The sequence below is a fragment of the Tropicimonas marinistellae genome (assembly GCF_001509585.1).
Taxonomy (GTDB): domain Bacteria; phylum Pseudomonadota; class Alphaproteobacteria; order Rhodobacterales; family Rhodobacteraceae; genus Tropicimonas; species Tropicimonas marinistellae.
Genome location: NZ_LNCI01000004.1, coordinates 43,476 through 63,568, shown reverse-complemented (window position 1 = coordinate 63,568; position 20,093 = coordinate 43,476). Strand labels below are relative to the sequence as shown.

At 61.0% G+C, this 20,093-nt stretch carries 17 protein-coding genes; 14 read left to right on the top strand and 3 right to left on the bottom strand.

Features of this window, described 5'->3' with window-relative positions; all coding sequences use genetic code 11:
• Positions 1–140 precede the first annotated feature (140 nt).
• The gene (locus ARC39_RS09170) at positions 141–1,043 is read left to right on the top strand and encodes a LysR family transcriptional regulator (RefSeq protein ID WP_068113427.1); all 903 of its coding nucleotides are present in this window, start codon (positions 141–143) and stop codon (positions 1,041–1,043) included.
• Between the two features lie 323 nt (positions 1,044–1,366).
• A complete protein-coding gene (locus ARC39_RS09165; RefSeq protein WP_236545198.1) occupies positions 1,367–2,386 on the top strand; it encodes a murein L,D-transpeptidase catalytic domain family protein in 1,020 nt (339 codons plus the stop codon).
• A gap of 239 nt (positions 2,387–2,625) precedes the next feature.
• Here ARC39_RS09165 and ARC39_RS09160 read toward each other — a convergent pair whose 3' ends face one another.
• Positions 2,626–3,618, bottom strand: a complete 993-nt coding sequence (locus ARC39_RS09160; protein WP_068113424.1) for a SphA family protein — start codon at positions 3,616–3,618, stop codon at positions 2,626–2,628.
• A gap of 135 nt (positions 3,619–3,753) precedes the next feature.
• Positions 3,754–5,664, bottom strand: a complete 1,911-nt coding sequence (locus ARC39_RS09155; RefSeq protein ID WP_236545195.1) for a DUF3604 domain-containing protein — start codon at positions 5,662–5,664, stop codon at positions 3,754–3,756.
• Positions 5,665–5,802: 138 nt separating this feature from the next.
• Here ARC39_RS09155 and ARC39_RS09150 point away from each other — a divergent pair, with 138 nt between their 5' ends.
• The 3 genes from ARC39_RS09150 (at position 5,803) to ARC39_RS09140 (ending at position 9,279) form a co-directional block, all read left to right on the top strand.
• On the top strand, positions 5,803–6,492 hold the full coding sequence (locus ARC39_RS09150; RefSeq protein ID WP_068113421.1) for a Crp/Fnr family transcriptional regulator: 690 nt from the start codon (positions 5,803–5,805) through the stop codon (positions 6,490–6,492).
• A gap of 208 nt (positions 6,493–6,700) precedes the next feature.
• Positions 6,701–7,876 carry an aminotransferase class I/II-fold pyridoxal phosphate-dependent enzyme gene (locus tag ARC39_RS09145; protein WP_068113418.1) on the top strand — a complete coding sequence of 392 codons (1,176 nt, stop codon included), beginning with the start codon at positions 6,701–6,703 and terminating at the stop codon, positions 7,874–7,876.
• A gap of 578 nt (positions 7,877–8,454) precedes the next feature.
• Positions 8,455–9,279: an AlbA family DNA-binding domain-containing protein gene (locus tag ARC39_RS09140; RefSeq protein ID WP_068113415.1), complete on the top strand. Its 825-nt coding sequence runs from the start codon at positions 8,455–8,457 to the stop codon at positions 9,277–9,279.
• Positions 9,280–9,484: 205 nt separating this feature from the next.
• Here ARC39_RS09140 and ARC39_RS09135 read toward each other — a convergent pair whose 3' ends face one another.
• Positions 9,485–10,777: a tetratricopeptide repeat protein gene (locus ARC39_RS09135; protein ID WP_068113412.1), complete on the bottom strand. Its 1,293-nt coding sequence runs from the start codon at positions 10,775–10,777 to the stop codon at positions 9,485–9,487.
• Positions 10,778–11,016: 239 nt separating this feature from the next.
• Here ARC39_RS09135 and ARC39_RS09130 point away from each other — a divergent pair, with 239 nt between their 5' ends.
• From ARC39_RS09130 to ARC39_RS09090, 9 genes are all read left to right on the top strand, one after another.
• Positions 11,017–11,286, top strand: a complete 270-nt coding sequence (locus tag ARC39_RS09130) for a hypothetical protein (protein WP_068113409.1) — start codon at positions 11,017–11,019, stop codon at positions 11,284–11,286.
• Positions 11,283–12,533: a DUF3179 domain-containing (seleno)protein gene (locus ARC39_RS09125; RefSeq protein ID WP_068113406.1), complete on the top strand. Its 1,251-nt coding sequence runs from the start codon at positions 11,283–11,285 to the stop codon at positions 12,531–12,533. Before ARC39_RS09130 ends, ARC39_RS09125 begins: the two co-directional genes overlap by 4 nt.
• Positions 12,534–12,603: 70 nt before the next feature.
• Entirely contained in the window at positions 12,604–14,271 is a 1,668-nt protein-coding gene (locus ARC39_RS09120; protein WP_068113403.1) for a sulfatase-like hydrolase/transferase, read from the top strand.
• A gap of 806 nt (positions 14,272–15,077) precedes the next feature.
• The gene (locus tag ARC39_RS09110) at positions 15,078–15,263 is read left to right on the top strand and encodes a hypothetical protein (RefSeq protein WP_068113388.1); all 186 of its coding nucleotides are present in this window, start codon (positions 15,078–15,080) and stop codon (positions 15,261–15,263) included.
• A gap of 346 nt (positions 15,264–15,609) precedes the next feature.
• Positions 15,610–16,821, top strand: a complete 1,212-nt coding sequence (locus ARC39_RS09105; RefSeq protein WP_068113385.1) for a tyrosine-type recombinase/integrase — start codon at positions 15,610–15,612, stop codon at positions 16,819–16,821.
• The gene (locus tag ARC39_RS09100; RefSeq protein ID WP_068113382.1) at positions 16,821–17,897 is read left to right on the top strand and encodes a hypothetical protein; all 1,077 of its coding nucleotides are present in this window, start codon (positions 16,821–16,823) and stop codon (positions 17,895–17,897) included. Before ARC39_RS09105 ends, ARC39_RS09100 begins: the two co-directional genes overlap by 1 nt.
• Positions 17,898–18,000: 103 nt before the next feature.
• The gene (locus ARC39_RS25265; protein ID WP_078059170.1) at positions 18,001–18,210 is read left to right on the top strand and encodes a helix-turn-helix transcriptional regulator; all 210 of its coding nucleotides are present in this window, start codon (positions 18,001–18,003) and stop codon (positions 18,208–18,210) included.
• Positions 18,211–18,212: 2 nt separating this feature from the next.
• Entirely contained in the window at positions 18,213–19,082 is an 870-nt protein-coding gene (locus tag ARC39_RS25260) for a DUF1376 domain-containing protein (RefSeq protein ID WP_078059169.1), read from the top strand.
• 142 nt (positions 19,083–19,224) lie between these two features.
• Complete coding sequence (locus ARC39_RS09090) at positions 19,225–19,830, top strand: terminase small subunit (RefSeq protein WP_068113375.1); 606 nt, start codon at positions 19,225–19,227, stop codon at positions 19,828–19,830.
• Positions 19,831–20,093 lie beyond the last annotated feature (263 nt).

The following is a 20,093-nucleotide window of genomic DNA, read 5'->3' as shown; positions in this document are numbered from 1 at the left end:
ACGGTCGGTCCTAAAGGCGTTGCTACGGAGGTCGGTTTCGGGTGTGGACCGCTGATCGGTCGAGAGAAACCTTGCACAATCTTCATGACTGGCCAATGCTCTCAAGAGAATAATGAAAATTCTAAAATGGAATTCATAATATGGATCAACTGCTTGCGATGCGTTCGTTCGTCCGGGTTGCCCAATCCGGGAGCTTCCAGGAGGCTGCGAAACTGGAGCGGTTGGCGCAGGGAACGATCAGCAAGCGCGTTGCGGCGCTGGAAAAGCACCTTGGCGTGCAGCTTCTGCGCCGGAATGCCCGGCAGGTCACGTTGACGACGCTTGGCGAGACGTACCTGGAGAATTGCCAGCGCGTGTTGCGGGACTTGGATGCTGGTGACGCGCAGCTTCAGGCGGATGCAGGAACGCCAGCCGGCAATATCCGCCTCTCGATGTCGCCCGTGTTGTCACGGATGGTCATCGCGCCGCTGCTTGTCGAGTTCCTAAGGGAGTACCCCCGGATCGAGGTGGTCTCCTTCCTGACCGAGCAGCATCTCGATATTGTGGGAGACGCCATCGACGTGGCCATCCGAGCGAGCCATCTGCAAGATTCGACCCTGATCGCTTCGCGACTGTCGTCCAATCCCCTCACCCTTGCCGCTGCGCCCGCATACCTTGAAAAGGCGCCGAAACTCATCAGCCCGGAGGATCTGGCGCAGCACAACTGCCTGACCTTCGGCCGGATGAAGGCGTCCCAAACGTGGCGTTTTTCCAGACGCGGGTCCGTTCTGGATATCCCGGTCTCGGGAAACCTGACGGCTGACCAGGGCGACACGCTCGTCGAGTTCGCGGCTTTGGGGGCCGGTGTCGTTCTCATGCCGGAATGGGTGATGGGCCATCACCTCGCGACAGGAGACCTTGTGCGCCTGCTGCCCGAATGGTCTCCGCCGGCCATTCCATTGCATATCGTCTATGCCGGCGGCAGCGTCGTGCCGCTTCGCATTCGCCTGCTTGTCGACTTCATCCGGCGGCATGTTCGCGCCAGAGAACTCCTGCCCCGGTAGCGCGCACCATGGGACCTTCGAAATCGAAGGCGGGAGAGCGGACGCGTGCCGTGGCCGGCTGACTGCACCTTGATCGCGCAGCGAAACCGGGCAAATGGCGCGTCAAAAATGCTCCACGTGCGACGCCTACGTTCAAGGTAGCACCTGAGGCGAACGCCCGCCTCATGCCCCATTTGCAGGTTCGTTGCGATCACAAGGGACGGGCTTTCTCACTCACGGCGAGAGGAGGGTCGGGTCGGCACCCCGCCGAATCCGGTCTTGCTATTCTGCCACATCGGTTCACCGCGATCCTTTGGGTGCAGGTCGTTTTGGCGGGATGTGGTATGCTCTTGCCGAGGATGATCGGGCAGGAGAACCACCAGTTGCAGTTGCATTCACACCGACTTTTCGTCGTCATTGCGATCTGTGCGTCGTTGGTGAGTACAGTTCCACAGAAGGCGGCGTCGCAAACCTCGGAGATCCCGACCTGGCTGCAAAAGCACGTCGGACCCGGCGATGGCCAGATCGCGCCCGTCGTCCTGCAAAGAGCACGTGAGCTCTATCGGGACAAGGTGCGCAGGGGGGGCGTTCGGAACCCGTGCTACCTTGCCATGGATGCGACGCGCCCGAGCGTTTCGCCCAGCGGCAACCCGGGACGCCGGTTCTATGTCATCTGCGAGACGTCAAAAAAGTTCGTTGCTGTTTCGTCGGGCTACGGCAACGGGCGGAACCTGAAACGCGCGAATTTCGCGAATGGTCGGCAGTGCGCGAGGAACTTCAGCAACGCAGAGGGTTCCAAACTGACAATGGGCGGCGCCTATGTGACGGCCGAAACGAGAACCTCGTTCAAGGGGTATTACAGCCATTCGGGCCGGCGCACCCCGTTCTATCGCACCTTCCTGTTGTTCGACGGGGAAGGCGATACAAGGAATGCTCGGGAGCGGGCCATTGGCGGCCATCAGGCTGTCTTCCTGAAACAGCAATGCCGGTTCAGGAATCCGCAGAGCCCGCACGCCGACAAGGATGGGTATGTCCCGTACGGTACGCTGGTGAACTACACAGGCGGCCGCAGCAACGGCTGCACAACCTGGTCCCCCGCCGAGTCCAAGGCCATTCTCGCGCAGGTCGAGGGCAACCCGACGACGCTGTACATCTATCCCGAGTCGAGGGACATCAGCGCCGTTGCAAATGCCGTTACGTCCGGGACATCCCTGTCGCAAGCCGGGCTCTACTGGAACGACACATGCCTCAAGGCAATCGGTTCTCCCAAGTTCTGGCCGAAAAGAACTCTCCAACCGGTCATCAACCAATGGAGGCGGTCCTTGCCGGAGCAGCCGCCTCGTGTACTTCCGATTTGCGGCTGAAGGCCGCCCGGTTGGCGGGCGCCAACGTATCAAGAGCGATTTGGAGGCCAGTTTCGCGATCAGAACACACCTGACGCATGCTCAATCTGCGGTGCTGCCTGCGGGGCACAAACCGGATCGACGCGATAGGCCCTTGGCCGAGGCTCATGCCGGGCTCGATGGATGCCCGCCTTCAGCCTCTTGTGTCAACACTGCCAAAGTTCGACGCCACGTGGATAGGCGAGACATTTTCCGCCTGTTCAATACGCCAACGACAGATTGAACGTGAAAACATCGCTCTCCAATCGCCGTTTTGCGCCGAACTCCGACGTGTACTTGACCTTCAGGGACAGATCGCCGCCGAAAAGCCTCCCGCCGCTGTAGGTCAGGACCGGCCCGGCGCCGCTGACGCGCGCCTCGAGGCTGCTTGCCCCGAGCGCCGTTCGCAACGCATCGGCGCCGGAGCCGCTATCGTCGCCGAGTTGCTGGTAGGTATACCCCGCGACGCCAAAGCCCCATCCCGATCCCAGTCGCTGCATGATCGCGCCCTCAAGCTGAAGGGCCGGGGCGGTCTGATAATCGGTCGCCTCGTTCTTCGTGCTGAACAGCAGGCTTGCCACGCCGGAGACCTCGACGCCCGACTCAGGGTTGAAATAGGTCGCACCGGCAGACGGCATGAAACTCCAGACGTTCTTTCCGTTCGACAGGATGTCGACCGACCGGCGTCCGACATCGACGGAAGCCGTGTCGTAGGAGCCGGTCGGCGCAAAAACCGTCAGGCCGGCGTTGTAGTGCATGTTGCCGTCGTGCCAGCCGACAAGGCCGGTAATGCCGGTATCGCCGACACCGAAGGATGTGTCGTCGATATCCGTTCCGGCGAGCGGGCCGGTAACCGCCTGGAAGGCGATCTCCGAGGCGGGCAGCGGGATTGCGACGTTGAGGGCCGGCGTGCCTCCCATCAGCTCGGCATCGAAAACCTGCGTGAAGCTCAGCCGATAGAGATCGACCGAGACGTTCGCGTCGGCCCGAATGGGTAGGCCGCCGACCGACAGCCCTTCCACGCTGCCTTCGAGCCGGTCATAGATGAAAGAGAGGTAGGTGCCCGGCGGCGGAACGATGGCCGGAAGGGTGTCGCGCGAGCCAAGAAAATAGGCTCCGATGCCTCCCTCCACGGCCTGCGCCTGTTGGCAGAGGACGACGGAAAACACTGCCGCGAGGCACGGGGCAACAGGGTTTCGGGCGATGAATTGCAATGTCCAGTCTCCTGTCGATGTCTCGTAGTCCGGCAAGGGGTTCGAAGCGGCCAGCCATGTGTGAGGAGGTTTCCGGCGGCGCGAACACGAAGTGTATGGGGGGCGCGGACCGAGGGGTACCCGCACCGTCCGGCCTCACCTCGGCGTGTACCAGATCGGAGAGGTATAGGCGCGTTCCTGTATGGAGACAGGTGCGCCCTCGGGAAGTTCGGCGCCGAACACCTTGCGGTCGAAGGTTGTCCAGCGTGGCGTCGGAATTTCGAGGACTCGAACGTAGTAGAATGCGCTCTGGGACGGATCGAAATCCGGGTCTTCCCAGTGGCCAGCGAGGATCGCCTGCCCGATAGCGTTGGTGAAGCTGGCCTCCTCGGCATCGACGGTATTGCCAACCACGCCGTCGCAGGCGTCGTCCAGCAGTTCGCGGCCTCCGCAGGCAATGTCGTAGACGCGCTCGGCCGTGGTGCCGTCGGCGTTGAGCCAACCCTTGACGATCTGAACCCGGTCGAGATTGGCACCGTCAGGATCCCGGAGCGCACGCACAAGGAAGCGCGGCGCGCGGCCCTCGCCGGCCGGGAGATCCGCCCCCATCGGCACCCCGTTCTCGTACCCATACGCCGCGAAATCGGAGCGGGGCAGGTCCGATGCCTCGAAGTTGTAGCCCGCGAATACCCGTACCCGGATGCGCGTGCCGGTGGTGGCATAGACCTCCCTGCGCATCATCGCGTCGAAGATCGCCCCCCGGGTGTTTTCGCGTGCCCAAACGGCAGCAAGGCCCGACGCGGAGGTTTGCCAGGCCGCTATCGCGTTCTCGGGAGCCCCCAGTCTTCCGGCAATGATCTCTTCGAAGCGGACCGGGTCCGCTGTCGGTTCAAGCTGCGCGACCTTTCCAAAGAAATTGTCTTCGCGTGTCGTCGCGAGCGACGTATGCGCGTCGGTCGACCCGATCATCCCGAACTTGAACGGGTTCACGCCCAGGTCCGCCTGATAGGCCAGGCCACGCCGCAAGGCCGGGCGGGCATATTCCTTTGGCAACATCTCCGGCGTCTTCACGCCGTCACCGAAATTGGCGCTGTCCCATGTCTCGAAATCCGCGAAAGGATCGTCGGGGGACAGCATCGGGTGCGCCTCGCCGTCGCCCTTCATCTGGGTGACTTCGTAGAGCGGCTCGAACCGCGCACGCCGTTCGGCATAGTCCGTGTCTATCGGCTCATCCGAAGCGTAGCGGGTGTCATCGAACATCAGCCCGTTCGACAGGTTGCCGTTGTGAGGGATGGCCAGAACCCGCCCGCCCGTTTCCGCTTCCAGCGCCGCCATCCAATCCCAGAGGTCTTCTGGATTCACGCCATTGTCCGCCGACAACGGGACGCGCGCGTTCGCGACATCCTTGCCATCACGGTAAACGACCACGCGATGCATGTTGTTTCCATTGGGCGTCGAGGACCATTCGAACCCGATGATCGCCGAAAACAGACCGGGTTCGTTCGCCGCGTCGGCCGCGTCGATCGTCTCTTCCCAGGGGCCGCGTGAGAAATCCGGGTTGTTCGAATAGGGGTTCGTCCCCTCGAACCGGGAGCCGGCCCACAGGTTCCACGCCGCGCCGGCTGCCTCGGCCGAGCCGTCCTGCACATAGCCATGCAGCGTTCGACCGAACTCTGTATCGAGCACCGCTGGATCGTCCCGTTTCAGCATTGGCGCCACGCCGAGCCCCTCGGCGTGGTCGGAGATCACGAGCCAGTCCAGCGGGCGGACGAGACGGACGGGCACCCCCATGGAGGAGGTCACCGTCTCTCCCTTGGCAAACCGAAACGCCTCCTCCGGCCCCAGGTTGTTGCCGATCATTCCGGCATCCGGGGAATAGGAGGTGTGCAGGTGCGTGTCGCCGAAGAGCACGCGATTGGGATAGTCCCGCTGGAGGTAGGGTGAATAGGCCCGCTCGCCCGGGATCGGCGGCGGCGCGTCCTGCGCATTGGCGGAGCCGGCGATGGCAAACAGGGCCATGCAAGCCAGCGAAAACGTCACGTTGGTCGACGGCCGACAGATCTTCATGGAGTGTCCCCCCTGCAAATTCTCTCGCTTTTGTCGTTGTTCGACAGTGGTTTGGATAATCTCGTCGCGCGTGTGTAGTGTCGTAGGGTAACGCAGCTTGGTCGGTCAGACTTTCCCAAAGGGGGCAATTGGAGTGAAATGGTGAATCCTCCGTTGAACGATGTCTTCGCCGCCGCCTGGTTGCAGGGCGTGTCGGACCGCGTCCTCGGAGAGTTCGCCGCCTTGGGCGACGAGGTTTCGTTCGCCGACAAGTCAGTTGTCTATGCGCAGGACGCCGAACAGACCTGCCTCTGGGGCGTCATCAGCGGGCAGGTCCGGGTCATGGTCACTTTGAATGAACTCGAGACGATACTCGGTCATATCCATCATGCCGGCGCCTGGCTGGGCGAGTCCGAACCCGTTTTGAGCCTTCCGGGCCTGGTGGAGATGCGTAGCTCCGGTGAGACCACGCTTGTTCGGATTCTCTACGCGAGATTCCGTGCCCTCGCCAATCGACACCCCGAATTGTGGGAAGCCCTCGCGCGTCTGGCATCGATGAACCAGCTTCTCGCCATGTCGGCCGCGAACGACCTTGCACTGCGCACCGGACGCCAGCGGATTGCCGCGACCCTGCTGCGTCTTGGTGGTCATCGAGGCGTTCTGCAACGTTCGGCGACAACGCGAACAATCAGCATAACGCAACAGGAGCTCTCAGACCTTGCCAACCTCGCGCCGTCGAAGGTGTCTCCTCACCTCAAGTTTCTTGAAGGCAAGAACCTCATTCGCCTTGGCTACGGGAAGGTAACAATCACCGACATTGATGGGCTCAGTTCGTCAATTGACGGGTAGTATCGCGACGGGGCCCTCGGGCCGTTGCTCCATGGAATGCAAGTTGCGTCGGCGGGCCGTTCGAGGCGCCACATCGGGGTGACCCATTCTTCAGACCGCGAGAGATTATCGTCTATCGTCTTGGCAGGGCAACTTTGCCCATGGGGAGAATTTCCTGTTGTAATGGCGAAGCCGCGTTTACCTTTGTGACGACACACAGGAGACGACGATGGCCATGGTTTCGCAGCGCTCCCGGCTCGCCTCGGAGGAGATCCGCACCGTTTTCGACTTTTTCGCCAGCTATCGCTCCGACATTCCGGACGAGGATGTGCTTGCGGATCTGACGTTTGGAAATCCGCACGAAATGCCGCTTCCTGGCCTTGTTTCTTCTCTCAAGCACCGGGTCGAACCCAAATCTGTTGATTGGTTCGCGTACAAATCGAACGAGGAAGAACCTCGCGCGGCGGTTGCCGAAGCGTTGAGCCAAGAACTCGGGCTCGCGTTCACCCCCGAGGACATCGCAATGACGGCAGGCGCCTTTGGCGCAATCGCGCTCGCGTTTTCGATGCTCCTCGACCCCGGCGACGAGTGCATCATTCCGCTACCGGGGTGGTTCTGCTACAGCACGATGCTGGCTGCGCGCGGTGCCCGCGCCGTTCCTGCTCCCCTGGCGGAGGGGACATTCGACCTCGACATCGGTGCGATCGCGGAGGCAATCACGCCTCGTACGAAGATTGTCATCGTCAACACGCCGCATAATCCGACCGGCGTGATTTACAGCCGTGAGCGGCTGGCCGAACTCGCCGATCTGCTCGAGACCAAATCCCGTGAGATCGGCCATCCGATCTTCATCCTGTCGGACGAACCTTATCGTCGGATCAGGTTCGACGGCGTGGATTTCACAAGCCCCGCGGCCGTCTATCCACGCACGCTGATTGACTACAGCTACGGGAAGATACTGCTCGCCCCGGGTCTGAGGATCGGCTACCTGGCGATTTCGCCGCAGATGCCCGCAGATGAGCGCGAAGCGATCCAGTCCTACGCAACAACGACACAGGTGTCAGAGGGCTGGGCTTTCCCCGACGCGCCGCTGCAATACGCGATCCGCGACCTTGAGAAACTGTCAATCGACGTGGCTGCGCTGGAGGCTAAACGCGACCGGATACACGGTGCGCTGACGCAATGGGGCTATGAACTCACCAAGCCGGCTGGCACGTTCTACCTTTGGGGGCGGGCGCCGAGCGGGGATTCGGTTGCCTTTGCCGAAGAACTTGCGCGCAAGGGTGTTTTCGTGATGCCGGGGACCTTGTTCGACCGGCCAAGCGACTTCCGGATATGCCTCACGGGCACCGCCGAGATGATCGAGGCAAGCTTGCCCGCATTCGAGAGCGCAGCAGAGGCCTAGGAACGAGCAACCTCGACAGGAGCGAACGCTGTTGGCCAGGCCGCAAGGTACGCACCAGAGATACCCCGCACCCGTCGAAACGAATGTGGGCTTTCCTGACGGCCTGTCTCCGGCTCGCAGTTGGTTCAACTGCCGCGCTTCACCATTCACCGATATACGACACACCCGAACGGGACGAATGCGCGATCACGGCGAATGGCAACGTGGTTGGCGCGCTCGAACGACAGGTGCCTGCGGCGTGGCAACGAGTTCGAAAGCAGCGCGCTCACACTCTTCAGCACAGTCCGTTTCTTGCGCCAAACTGCCAGTCGTGGTGCTAGGGTGCTGCAATTGTTGCACGAACTGGATGGACGTGAACGACCTACTCGGGGCATCGAGGCGGGAATCCAAGGCCGCGTTGCCGCGTCCCGGATCCCGGCTCTCGTGATGAGATGGACGAGCTCTGGGGTTGCTATTCCCTCGCGGGAAGGGGACCCAGGCGTCAGCGCTTGGACTGTATCGCGAATGCCGGTTGACGGGCTCCTTTCTTGGTTGCAGGTCGACTCTCGTGAGCTGCAACGTCTCTGGGATAAACACACATGCCGTTCCTGCAATCGATCCTCGGTCCCGGCACGCGCCCCGCCGGCGCGTGGTTTGTGCCCGGTCTTGCCCTGCTCGGCGCCGTCTTCGGCTTCCTGGTGCTTCATCCACTGGTGTTGTCGCTGGTCTGGATCGAGTTCTCCCGATCTGTCGATGGCGTGGACGGTTATGGCCAGTTCATGTTGAACCACGCCAACAAACTGACCGAGCCGTCGAACATCGGCATGGGTCTTGCCTTTGCGGCCATCGGCGCCGCGATGGGCTGGGGCTTCGGCCTCATCGCCCGGGCCCAGATCAGACGGGAGGCCGATCTCCGGGTGCTGTCGGAAGTCGTCGGCGACTCCATCCCCGACCTGATCGCGGGAGGCGAAAGCGCGCGGGTGGAGTTCAAGTCTTCCATGCGGTGGGACGTCAGGAAGGGTCAGCCGAACAAGGCGCTTGAGATGGTCATCGCAAAGACGATCGCCGGGTTTCTTAACTCGAAGGGCGGCACCCTGCTGATCGGGGTGACCGATGAGGGTGCGATTCACGGACTCGAAAGCGATTATGCGACCTTGCGGTCCAAGGACCGAGACGGATTCGAACTGCTGCTGCGGGACATCCTGAAACGATTCCTGGGAGGTCATGTTTCTCCACATGTGCACAGCGTGTTCTCCGAAGTGGAGGGACTTGATGTCTGCCTCGTCATCGTCGAACCGGCGCCGAAGCCTGTCTACCTGACGCAAGGCGGCAAGGCTGAATTCCTCATTCGAAGTGGCAACTCCACCCGTGCGCTCGACGTGCGCGAGACAATGGACTACGCCGCAGAGCGCTGGCCGGAATAGGGTCGCCCGGCGGGGACGGCGTCCTGCATAGAAGGACACCGGCGACGACCCATATCGTTGCTGAATTTGCGTTGGGCACTGAATGGCATGCTATGTCAGGATGGCGTTCAAGCCGTTCTCAGCAACTGACCACCCACCTTTCCAATCCCGGGCGACCGCGGTCCGGCGCGATCGAACCGGCGTCCGCGGTCGGCTCAGGAGCGCATCAACGCGGCGGTGCCGGGCTACGGTGGGCGCTTGCGGCTTCTTCCAAGGCTGACGTGATTTCCAAGGCATGGCCTTTATCTCGGAAGAGCGACAGAAACAGTGTTTCGATCGGGAAACCGGGCCAAGCCTTCTCCATCAGTTCAAGCATTCCGACTGCCGCTTCGGTTTCTCCCAGTCGCTGTTGCGCAGCAGCGAGATAGGCCACGCTGATGGCGCTGATCGGGTCGCCTTCCCGAGCCGCTTCGTTGTACCATTTGATTGCCTCGCCATAGTGCCCGAGGTGGAACTTTGCCGATGCGATGACGTTGCGGTGGGGAAACCTGTCCCCGATACTGGCTTGCTGCCCATCGATCTCGGCCGACTGGATTGCGCGCTCGAACTCGCCGCTGAACAGGGCAATAAGGGCGTCCACATTCCGAACCCAGACATCCTCAGGAGACAGGACCAACGCTCTGGACGATTGCGCCAGCGCCGCGTCGTAGTTCTTCCCGGCCATCGCGACGAGCGCGGACGCCGAATGACTCCACCCCTCGGCAGGTCCGAGTTCCAAGGCGCGCTCGGCGCGCTGCGCGGCTCGGGCTTCCAATTCTTCGCGATGCGGACCCGGTGGAGATGTGATTGCGAGTGTTGCCAGCGTCTGTGCACTTCCGGCATATCCGCCGAAATAGTCCGGATCGAGTTCGATAGCGCGTTTGAACAATGCCAGCACCAGCGTCAAACGCTCCGGGTCCAATGCGGGAAACAGCAGTGCCCGCGACTGCTCGGCAAGGTTCGCCGCCTGGAGTTTGGCCGGTGAAGTATTGAACAATGCCTCTCGCACATCGTCGGCTCGACGTTCATCCTTCGTGAGGCGCGCAGAATTGAAGGTCTGGCCGACAACAAACCACCCAAGTGCGAACAAGGCTGCAATCCCGCCGGCAACCACCAGAACACGACGCAATTGAGTGTCGGCGGAAGGCGGCGCGGCGTGCGGAAGCTCATGCTCAAACGGATCGAGGTGTTCGAAACGTGGCGCATACCCACCCGCATCGATGTGGATCTGCAGCGTCGATCCAGCCCCCGACCCGTTATAGTAGTCCTTCAGGCGCCGTCGCAAACGTCCGGCATCCACGCGGACAACCGCCATGGGATCACGCCCTTTGCCGGGTGAGCGTTCGTAGACATCTTCGACAATCGTCTTGGCACGAATACGCTCGCCGCGTCCGGCGAGGCTTTCTTCGACGACGTAGGTCAGAAAAGCCTGCAACCGTTCAGCGCCATGGAATTCCGGACTGGCGACAACGATGCCCAACGCGTCTCGAACGGACTGTGAATCGACTCCCGGACCAGCCTCGCCGCCATTTGATGGCTTTTTCCTTTTGCCGCCAAACAAGGGTTTCTCCGCATAGCCTCGACCGTAAGCCCATGAAATCAGTGCATGTTACGGCGTAACATACTCCAAGATACCTACACGTGCAGGAATTCTCCACCGATAGTTGTCCCGAAGGCGAACAGGACGAGGCGTGCGTCGCGCCGAATGGAGAGGGAGCCATGGAGGCCTGGACACGCAAGTTTCTTGATCATGCCGACGAGATCGAGCGTCTGCGCGGAGAGAACCTCGTCTTTGCCGAGATCTGCCGCGATTACGAGACCCTTTTGGGATTGCTGCCCTGCGCCGCCGATGACCCCATCTTGCCGGACATCCACGAAAGCCTCACGGGGCTGGAACAGGAAATCCGGGGGTACCTCAGCGTGCATTCCAAAGGGCCGAGGACCTATCCCTCGCGCGAAACTGGCCAACCGAAAGGGTCTGAGACATGATTGGAAGTCTTCTGTTCTATGCCGGCCTGCTGATCTCCCTGACCATCGGCCTGCTGTATTTCCGAGACCTCGGGGACATTCCGCAACTGGTCATGAAGACCAAGCGGGTCAACGTCGACCGGTTCATCCGCAACGAGTACCAGTTCCTCGCGATTGGGGGCGGTGCGTGGCTCGTGTCGGCGATTGCACATCTCGGTTTCGGTGCGGGCCCCGGTTGGCTGTTCTGGGCGGCGACAGTGCTCACCGGCGCGCTGGTCGCTTTCGTCTGGGTCTATGTGCACAAGGGGCTTCGCAACCAGAAAGACACGGCCAGGTACTACAGCATTGAAGAGGCAAGGGAATTTGTCAGCCCGACCACGCAGGTCATCGTGCTGGAGAAGAACGGCGTGGCGCGCGCGCATCCGCAATCCCAGATCATGCGCCCGCACCTTGCCGGGACGGAAGAGGGGCTCGAAGGTTCCAATGTCGTTATGACCTTCTGTGCCATCGCCAATCTCGGGCTTGGCATGACGCCGGAGGTAGAGGGCGAGAAGATCGAACTGGAGGTGCTGGCGCAGCACGGCAACAACCTCGTCCTGCGGGACAACAACACCGGCGAGCCGATCCAGCAGATCTACGGGTTCCGGGCCAGGGATGCCGACACATCAGCCGACGGGCCGGTCTGCCCGCTACGCCAGAGCCTCGCGATGCAGCCCTGGCCGACTTTCCGCATGACCTTCCGGGGGTTCCAGAAGGCCTATCCCGAGGGCACGGTGTTCCTCAACAAGCCGCCCGCAAACCCGTTCCTCAGGCTGCTCGACTTCGCGATGGAACTGGCCTTCACCGCGACGATCCAGAAGCACCATACCGAGGCGAAGCCGATAATGCAGAACCTCGAACACCCTGTGGACCCGCGCCTGCCGACCAAGACCTATGTCTGGGGCGTCAATATCGGCTCGGACGCGACCTGCTGGACCGATGATTTCGTGGTCGCTCAGGGCAACACCGTCAACGCGGTGGTTGGCGGGCAGGCGCTCGTCGTCTCCTGGAGCCCGCTCTACGAGAGCCTCAACGTCTGGATCAACGATACGGGCGCGGATGTGGCGGAGGTCGATTTCTTCGGAAAGACCTCCGACGGCCACCAGCTTGCCCGCTCGCCCGATGTCAAGGCGGGCTTGTTCTGGCACGTCTGGGCCGAGTTCTTTCGGCACACGGATATCAACCGCGTGGGCGATCCTGCGTCAAACGGAGCGGAAGATGCAGCCTAACCCGACGCGCCCCGAGGCCACAACGCACGCCCAGCATCGGCGCTCGCCAACCACGAGGAGAGACTCCAAGATGATGAAACCCCCCTTCGTGGCCATGATTCTCGCGATGACGGCCAGCGTGTCGCAATCGCAGGACGCGCCGATCATTCACGATGCCGAGTATTACATCCTCGAAGCGCAGCACGCAGAGCAATGGGCCGCGGACGATGCGGCCGTCGACGAGATGCTCGCGACATTCCGGGAGGGCAATGGCGGCAAGCCGCCCAATATCCTCAGCATCCTGATCGACGACCTGGGTTTCGGCGATATGGGCATTCCCGAGTTGAACGCGGTGCGGGGCTACGAGACGCCCAATATCAACGCCTTCTCTGACGAGGCGATGCGGATGGTGCGGATGTACACCGAGCCCTCCTGCACGCCCACGCGGGTGGCCCAGATGACCGGACGGCTGCCCGTGCGGATCGGCATGGGCGACACCACGGTCGACATTGCGGGGTTCGGGCTTCCGGGTGAAGAGGTGACGCTGGCCGAAGTGCTCAAGTCCGCGGGCTATGCCACCAGCCATGTCGGCAAATGGCATATGGGCGACATCCCGGAGAGCTGGGCGATGAACCAGGGCTTCGACTATGCCCAGCACGCCATCCACCAGCAGGGGCAGCTGACGATCTTCCACGATGACGCGATCCGCGAGCAGGTCTCCGTCGGGATTTCCGATTTCGAGGCGACCTATACGCTCGATACCCTGTTCCGCCCCGATGCTTCCGCCATGGCGACGGTGATCGAAGGGGAGGCAGGCGGCCCGATCCGCGAGATTCGAATGCAGCCGGGCGAGCGCTGGAACACCGCGAAATACGACGAGATGAACGAGGCGTTCCAGGACAAGACCCTGGAGGAGTTGCAGCGGCTATCCGAAGGCGAGACGCCGTTCTTCCTGCAGTACTGGCCAATGATCCCCCTGCACAATACCCGCACCGGCCGGACCGGCCCCGAGAGCCCCAATGGCGGGCTCTACGTCGACAAGATGCAGCTGCTCGACCGCTGGCTCGGGGATCTGTTCGACGAGATGGACAGGCTGGGCGTGACCGACAACACGATTGTTGTCCTGATGGGCGATAACGGGCATTTCACCAAATACTCCCCGCAATCGGGCTTCACGCCGATGATCTTCCGTGGAGGTAAGGGCGACACGACCGAGGGGGGCATCCGCGTCGATGCCTTTATCCGCTGGCCGGGGATGATCCCTGCGGATTCCCTGGTGAACAACATCATCCACGTCTCCGACCTGTATACGACGCTGGCGCGCCTCGGAGGTGCGAGCGATGCGATCCCGCGCGACCGGCTTGTCGATGGGGTCGATCAATCGGCGGCGATCCTGATGGACGATGAGTCGAAAGGGCGTCGGGATCATGTAATCGTCTATTCGGTGGCGACGCCCAAGGCGATCGTGAAGGATCAGCTGAAGCTGAACCTCCCGGGTGCCGGGGAAAGCGCGATCCTCGCCGATTTCTACGACATCTTCCGAGACACGCATGAGAAATACCCTGTGTCCACCGAGGTCGGCGCCTGGGGCGGGCAGGAATTCGTCCGCATTCTCGGCCGCCACAAGGCGCGCAAGGAGAAATATCCCGACACCGGCCCGGCACGCGGCGTGCCTTACGAGGGGATCGAGAACCTGCGCCCCGAGACGCAGGCAGCCGTCGATGCCTTCCTGTTGAAGCAACAGTCCATCGCCAGGTGACGTAGTGGCGCCCCGGAGGTGGGGGCGCCTTGCCAGTTCGGTCGAAGGGACCTGGACGAGAGGCTCGTCTCCGCTCACGGTCGCGACGTGTGCATGCCCGATCCTGACCGCGCTCATCGCGAACGCCGTACCTACCAGTTCGGGACAAGAGGCCTTTGATACGTGACCGGATGCGGGAAACTTCGCGCGTAGCGTTCAGGAACGCTCGCAGCCGGCGCCTAACCGCCGCATCACCATAATCAAGAACACGCATCGGAACGCGCACCAGATTTCGGCGAGCCTCTCAAGAGGGGCATCGCACGCGGGCCATCGATCGTACCACGGCGTCGGAGCTAGCGTAGCGCTAAAGCCGGGAACGTTCGTCCGACGTCTATCATGTGGCTCAAACTCTGTGAGCGCGTACAACAGGCCGCGCAGGTGTTGCGCCTGCAGGTGCAACTCCGAAACATCGCGCATTGCGAAATCACTCGCGCAAACGCGTTCTTCCAACATGTCCATCTCCTGATCCTTGTCCGCCGATATGAATTGAGTCGGCGATGACAAGGTGAATCATTTTTGGGTAGTCACAAAATATCTATAAATAACAATTACTTTCCAGGTTTTCTGGTCGCGGCGTAGTTCTTGCGTTGCAGCTAGCGCTTCCTAGGGGGCGGAGCGCGGTCAGGGCGAATGTGCAATTGCCAGAAACTCGCAGCGTTATCTCGATGACATTGCGAGTCCGCTCTCTCACTTTGGGGGGGTGAACTGGCACGGTTGCTCCCGACGTTCGCGACATACGCAGCGGCAAATCGCAGAACCCGAATACTGTGACATTGCTGAAGCTGAGCTATGCCATGGGCGTGTCGCTCGTCCATTTCATAATCGGCGAGGACGCGGAAATGCTCGCCAATCGGATAGGCAAGCGGGCGCAGGGGATGCCGCCGGACCATCTTGACCGACTTGAGGCGACAGTCGTTTCATGGTTCGCAACGGCCTCCCAACGAGAGCTGTAGAAACCGGATCGCAGCAATACACTACGTGTCGTGTCCGGATATTCCGGCGAATCCGATTGAACGCAGGCCGCGGATACGGATGCCGGCAATTTGGATGCGGCATGTTGTCGGCCGCAAGCTACCCTGCTCGTTCCCCAGGATGTGGATCCCCAAAGAGAAAGAAAAAGGGTTAGGCGCTGCGGCCTAACCCTTTGAAATCGCTGGCGCGCTGGGAGCGCCATATGTTGTTACACGAGGTTCCGGCGATGTTCATCTACTTCTTTAGATTCAATGTGTTTTTTTCCCATCTAGCTCCAAATCGTTCATGAGTGTTCCCGTCCGTTCCGGCATCCCTAGGGGGAACGAGATGGCGAAAGAGGGATACCTGAACAAATCTGGAACGGGCCTGACCGCCGCATTCGTCAAGCATGTCGCCCAACCCGGCAAGTATCACGACGGCAAGGGCACGGGTCTGTTTCTTCTGGTGAAGCCGACAGGCGGGCGTTTCTGGGTTCAGCGCATCACCATTCGCGGCAAGCGTCGCGAGCTTGGCCTGGGGAGCCCTCCAATTGTCAGCCTGGCCGCCGCACGGGAGGAGGCCATCGAGAACAAGCGTCTCGCGCGCGGCGGCGGAGATCCGTTGAGCGAGAAACGACGAGCGCGGGCCATCCTCACATTCGAAGAGGCTGCCAGAAAAACCCACGCAGAGCTTTCTCCGACCTGGAAGAACCCCAAAGACCGGGCGGCGTTTCTGTCCTCGATGGAGACCTACATCTTCCCGCGGTTCGGCGCAGTTCCTTTGCCCGAGGTCACGAGTGCCGACGTGCGGCAGGCCATTCTGGCGGCCAGAGAGAAGGCACCGGGCGTTGCCAAGAAGCTGACCTATCGGTGCTCATTCGTCTTCAAGTGGGGCATCGCCGAGGGCATGTGCACCGACAATCCGTCGATCGCGCAAGCTCTCGCTTTACCGCGCACCGATCGGAAGCCAAAGCGCCGCAAGGCACTACGCTATTCGGATGTGGCCGATTGCATTGAGACGGTCCAATCCTCGAAGGCCTGGGTGTCGACGAAACTGGCGCTGGAGTTCCTGGTGCAGACCGCGAGCCGTTCGGGAGAGGTGCGACTGGCACGCTGGGAGGAAATCGACACGGTCTCGGCCACATGGGAGATCCCGGCAGAGCGGATGAAGATGCAGCGCCCGCACCGGGTGCCCCTATCGGCACGCGCCATGGCGATCCTGGACGCGGCGGCGACGCTGCGCGACGACACGGGGCTCTTGTTCCCGAGCATTCGAGGAAAGGCGTTGTCGGACATGACGCTGTCTAAGCTGGTGAAGGAGCTCGGATTTGACGCCGACGTTCACGGCTTCCGCACGTCATTCCGCACCTGGGTGCAGGAGCGCACCAACTTTCCGCGCGAGGTGGCGGAAGCCGCGCTCGCCCACAAGACAGGCAACGCCGTCGAACAGGCCTATGCCCGCTCCGACCTGTTCGAGAAGCGGCGCAAGATGATGCACGCCTGGTCGACATACCTCGAATCGAATGGCGGCGAAGTGGTTCAGTTCACGGGACAGAATTGATGCCTGATGTACGCGACGACGTCGGCGCGCTCTACGCGACCATCGAGCCGGCAGAATTCTGTTACCTGTCCGAAGCGGCGTTATGGATCGCGCTGGGACGGGTTCCGCCGCGCAAAACCGAGTGGATTGACGACGACGCTGGAGAGGATCTCCCGAATGACGGGAACGGCGGCGCAAGCCCCATCGCAACGATCGATATTAGGTTAGGCGAGGATGCGTACTGGCTCGGTCTGACCCGGGACGTCGGTCAGTACAGGTTTTCCGAGCCAGAGTTTCGAGCGGTTGGAACAGACATCGATCATCAACGCTACCTGCGGGCGCTGCAGGGATTGCACGGGATGGATGTGGAGGAGTTCCTCGACGACGTGCGGCGGTTGGCACGTGCAGATCGCATGGAAACCCTCGGATGGGCACCGCCAGGCGATCAAGCCGAGTGGGACGCTTCTGACGCCGCCCACCAATGCGCTATCGAGGAAACGGTCGAGAAGGCCGTACCGTTCGTTTTGGAGTACGAATGGGCGCGCGCGCAAGAGGAGGTCTTTACCAAGCCCCTGGCGAGCGCCCGTCACGCTCTTCTTGTTGCGCTGGAGGCAGGGCGACTGAGTGCCCGAGGTTGGCAGGAATTCGACAGGGCGGAGCGCATCGGGCGTTTGGTACACGATCCGGTTGAAGGACAGCCAGCCGGGCGCTTCGTGGACATCCGACCTGAAGACTGGCGCGCAGGCAACCATGATTGGGACTCGGACCGGCTCAGATCCCCGCGCGGCGAATTCGATGCTACCATGGTTCGGTTCTCCGATCTCCGTGGGCTGTTCCCGACCCCAAATTGCCCAGCCGAACCCTTCGCCGGGCAAGCTACGATCGGTGGTGTTGTTACGTCGGGCGCTGAGACCACAGGAAAACGACGGAAGGGACGTCCGCCGATGATACCAAGAGTCCAGGCGGCCTACAAACGCGTGTTTCCGCTTGGGCACGGCAACATTCCAGAGAAGGTTGTTCTGCGCGCCGTCGAGCGCGAGCTCGGCGAAAGCGTCAGCCAACGGACATTAAATAGAGCAATAAATACAATCGATTAGCTTCTTTCTCGATTTTTTGGCATTTTTGCCGATTTGCGCCTTCCATCGTTTTTTGCGTTCCTGAGTGTGCCCGAAAGAGCAAGCACGAAAGGGATGAAAAACATTGGAAGGAAACACTACCTGGGACGGCCTCGGTAGGATTTTTCGCCGGACAGCGATCGAGGAAATTACCGGCCTGTCCCGCTCGACAATCTACGCGATGATGGCGCGCGACGAGTTTCCCCGCCCAGTGCGGATTGGTCGCCGCGCGGTTGGTTGGCGTGAAATTGACATGAGAACTTGGCTCGAGAGCCGCAAAGTCGAGCACTCGTAGAAATGCACGACGACGGTGAATTCAATGCAAAGCTTGCGCGAACCAGGCGCCCCCGTCCGATATGGATCGACTCGTTCTTGCGCGATACTCAACTCCTCGCCGCAGACGAGGTTGGCGCCCTTGTTTTGCTAAATTTCGCAATGTGGTCGCGCGAGGGATGCGACTTGCCCAACGATCCGCGCCGCCTCGCAAAGGTCGCTCGCGTTTCTTTGCGCTTGTGGAATTCCCGTATTGGACCGGCCGTCCTGCCGCTCTTCTCGGAAGTTGATGGTCGGCTTACCTCCGAAAACTTGCGAAAAGAGGCGCGTTTCGTCGAACAGCACGTAAAACGGCAATCTGATCGAAAACGAAGTGAGAAACCCGCTAAGGCATTGAAAAATATAAGTACGCCTGCAACCACGGTTAGTTCCGTAGATCCATCCGGGGACTGTCCGCGGAGAGCTCCTTTCCAACTACCAAACCTTTCCTCTCTTCGAGAGGACACCCCCCCCGTCAACCTGCGAAAGCTTCTCTTCGAAAGCGGCGTGGAGATTCTCCTCGCGCAGGGCCTCACGGATCGGCAGGCAAGATCAGTAATCGGAAAATGGCGAAGCGACTACGGTGATCAATCCGTGTTCGCAGCGTTAGACAAGGCGGAAAAGGCAGGCGCAACAGACGCGGTGGCATACGTAAATTCGATCTTAAAAAGCGAGAAATCTAGCCACGAAATGAGCAACGAAACCAACCGAACCGCCTCTAATGCAATGACAGTTGAGGCAATAAAGCAGCGCAAACACTACCTCTTGTCAGGAGTTACTGCCGCCGCCGCGAGACGTTTGATCGCGGATGATCTCGTCACGGCGGCTGAATGCCGCGCTGTCGGACTACTGTGATGCCCGCAATCCGCGCCGTCGCGCATGCCCGCTCCCTTATCCGCACAGCCCTTTACGGCATCGAGGTCTTGGCCTGCGCGCGCTGTCGCCCGACCTCGGATCGACGAAGAACAACCGGAACTCACCAAACAACGAGGGCACCATGAAACTCACCCCCAAGCAACGAAGGTTCGTCGAGGAATACCTCACGGATCTCAACGCCACGCAAGCAGCAATCCGTGCCGGATATAGCCAGCAGACCGCGAGAGAAATAGGTTATGAAAACATGACAAAACCTCACATTTCGGCGGCCATTTCGGCGGCGCAGGCGGAGCGGTCGCGGCGTTTGCGTCTTTCGCAGGACGCGGTTTTACAGGGCCTGGCCAAGATCGGCTTCGCCGACATCCGCAAGATCTTCACAGCGGACGGAAAGCTGAAAGCGGTCGCCGACCTCGATGACGACATTGCGGGGGCAATCGCCGCAGTCGATGTGGTGACACGGACTGTACCCACCAAAAAGGGTGAGGAAGCAGACGTCGTTTGCGTCAATCGAATCCGCTTTTCGGACAAACGCGCGGCGCTCGTCGAGATTGCAAAACTCCAAGGTTACTACGACGAAACTGACCCGGAGGAAGAACATACAAAAGGGCTTCGCGCACTCGCGAATGCGATCTGCTCGCACGCCGGGTCGATGCCAATCATGACGCAGCAGACCGCTTGCGACGCTGACGACATGGACTCATTGCCGCCGCCCAGGCGTGGCAATTGATGATAGGTGATTTGAGGGCCGAAGAAAGCACGATCTGGGTCAAACGATCTCTGAACCGGACCAACACGGTTTCGAAGCTTTGGTTGACCCATAAACTGAAGGTCGCAGGTTCAAATCCTACCCCCGTAACCAAAAGTCCTACACAGTATCCGAGACTTGAAGTCGGCTTCGGCCGATCAAGTTGTAATTGTCGCGTTTTACATCAACGCCACGTCAACATTTGACGAGTCCTCCAGCTGGAGAAACGGGAACCTTCGTTCAGG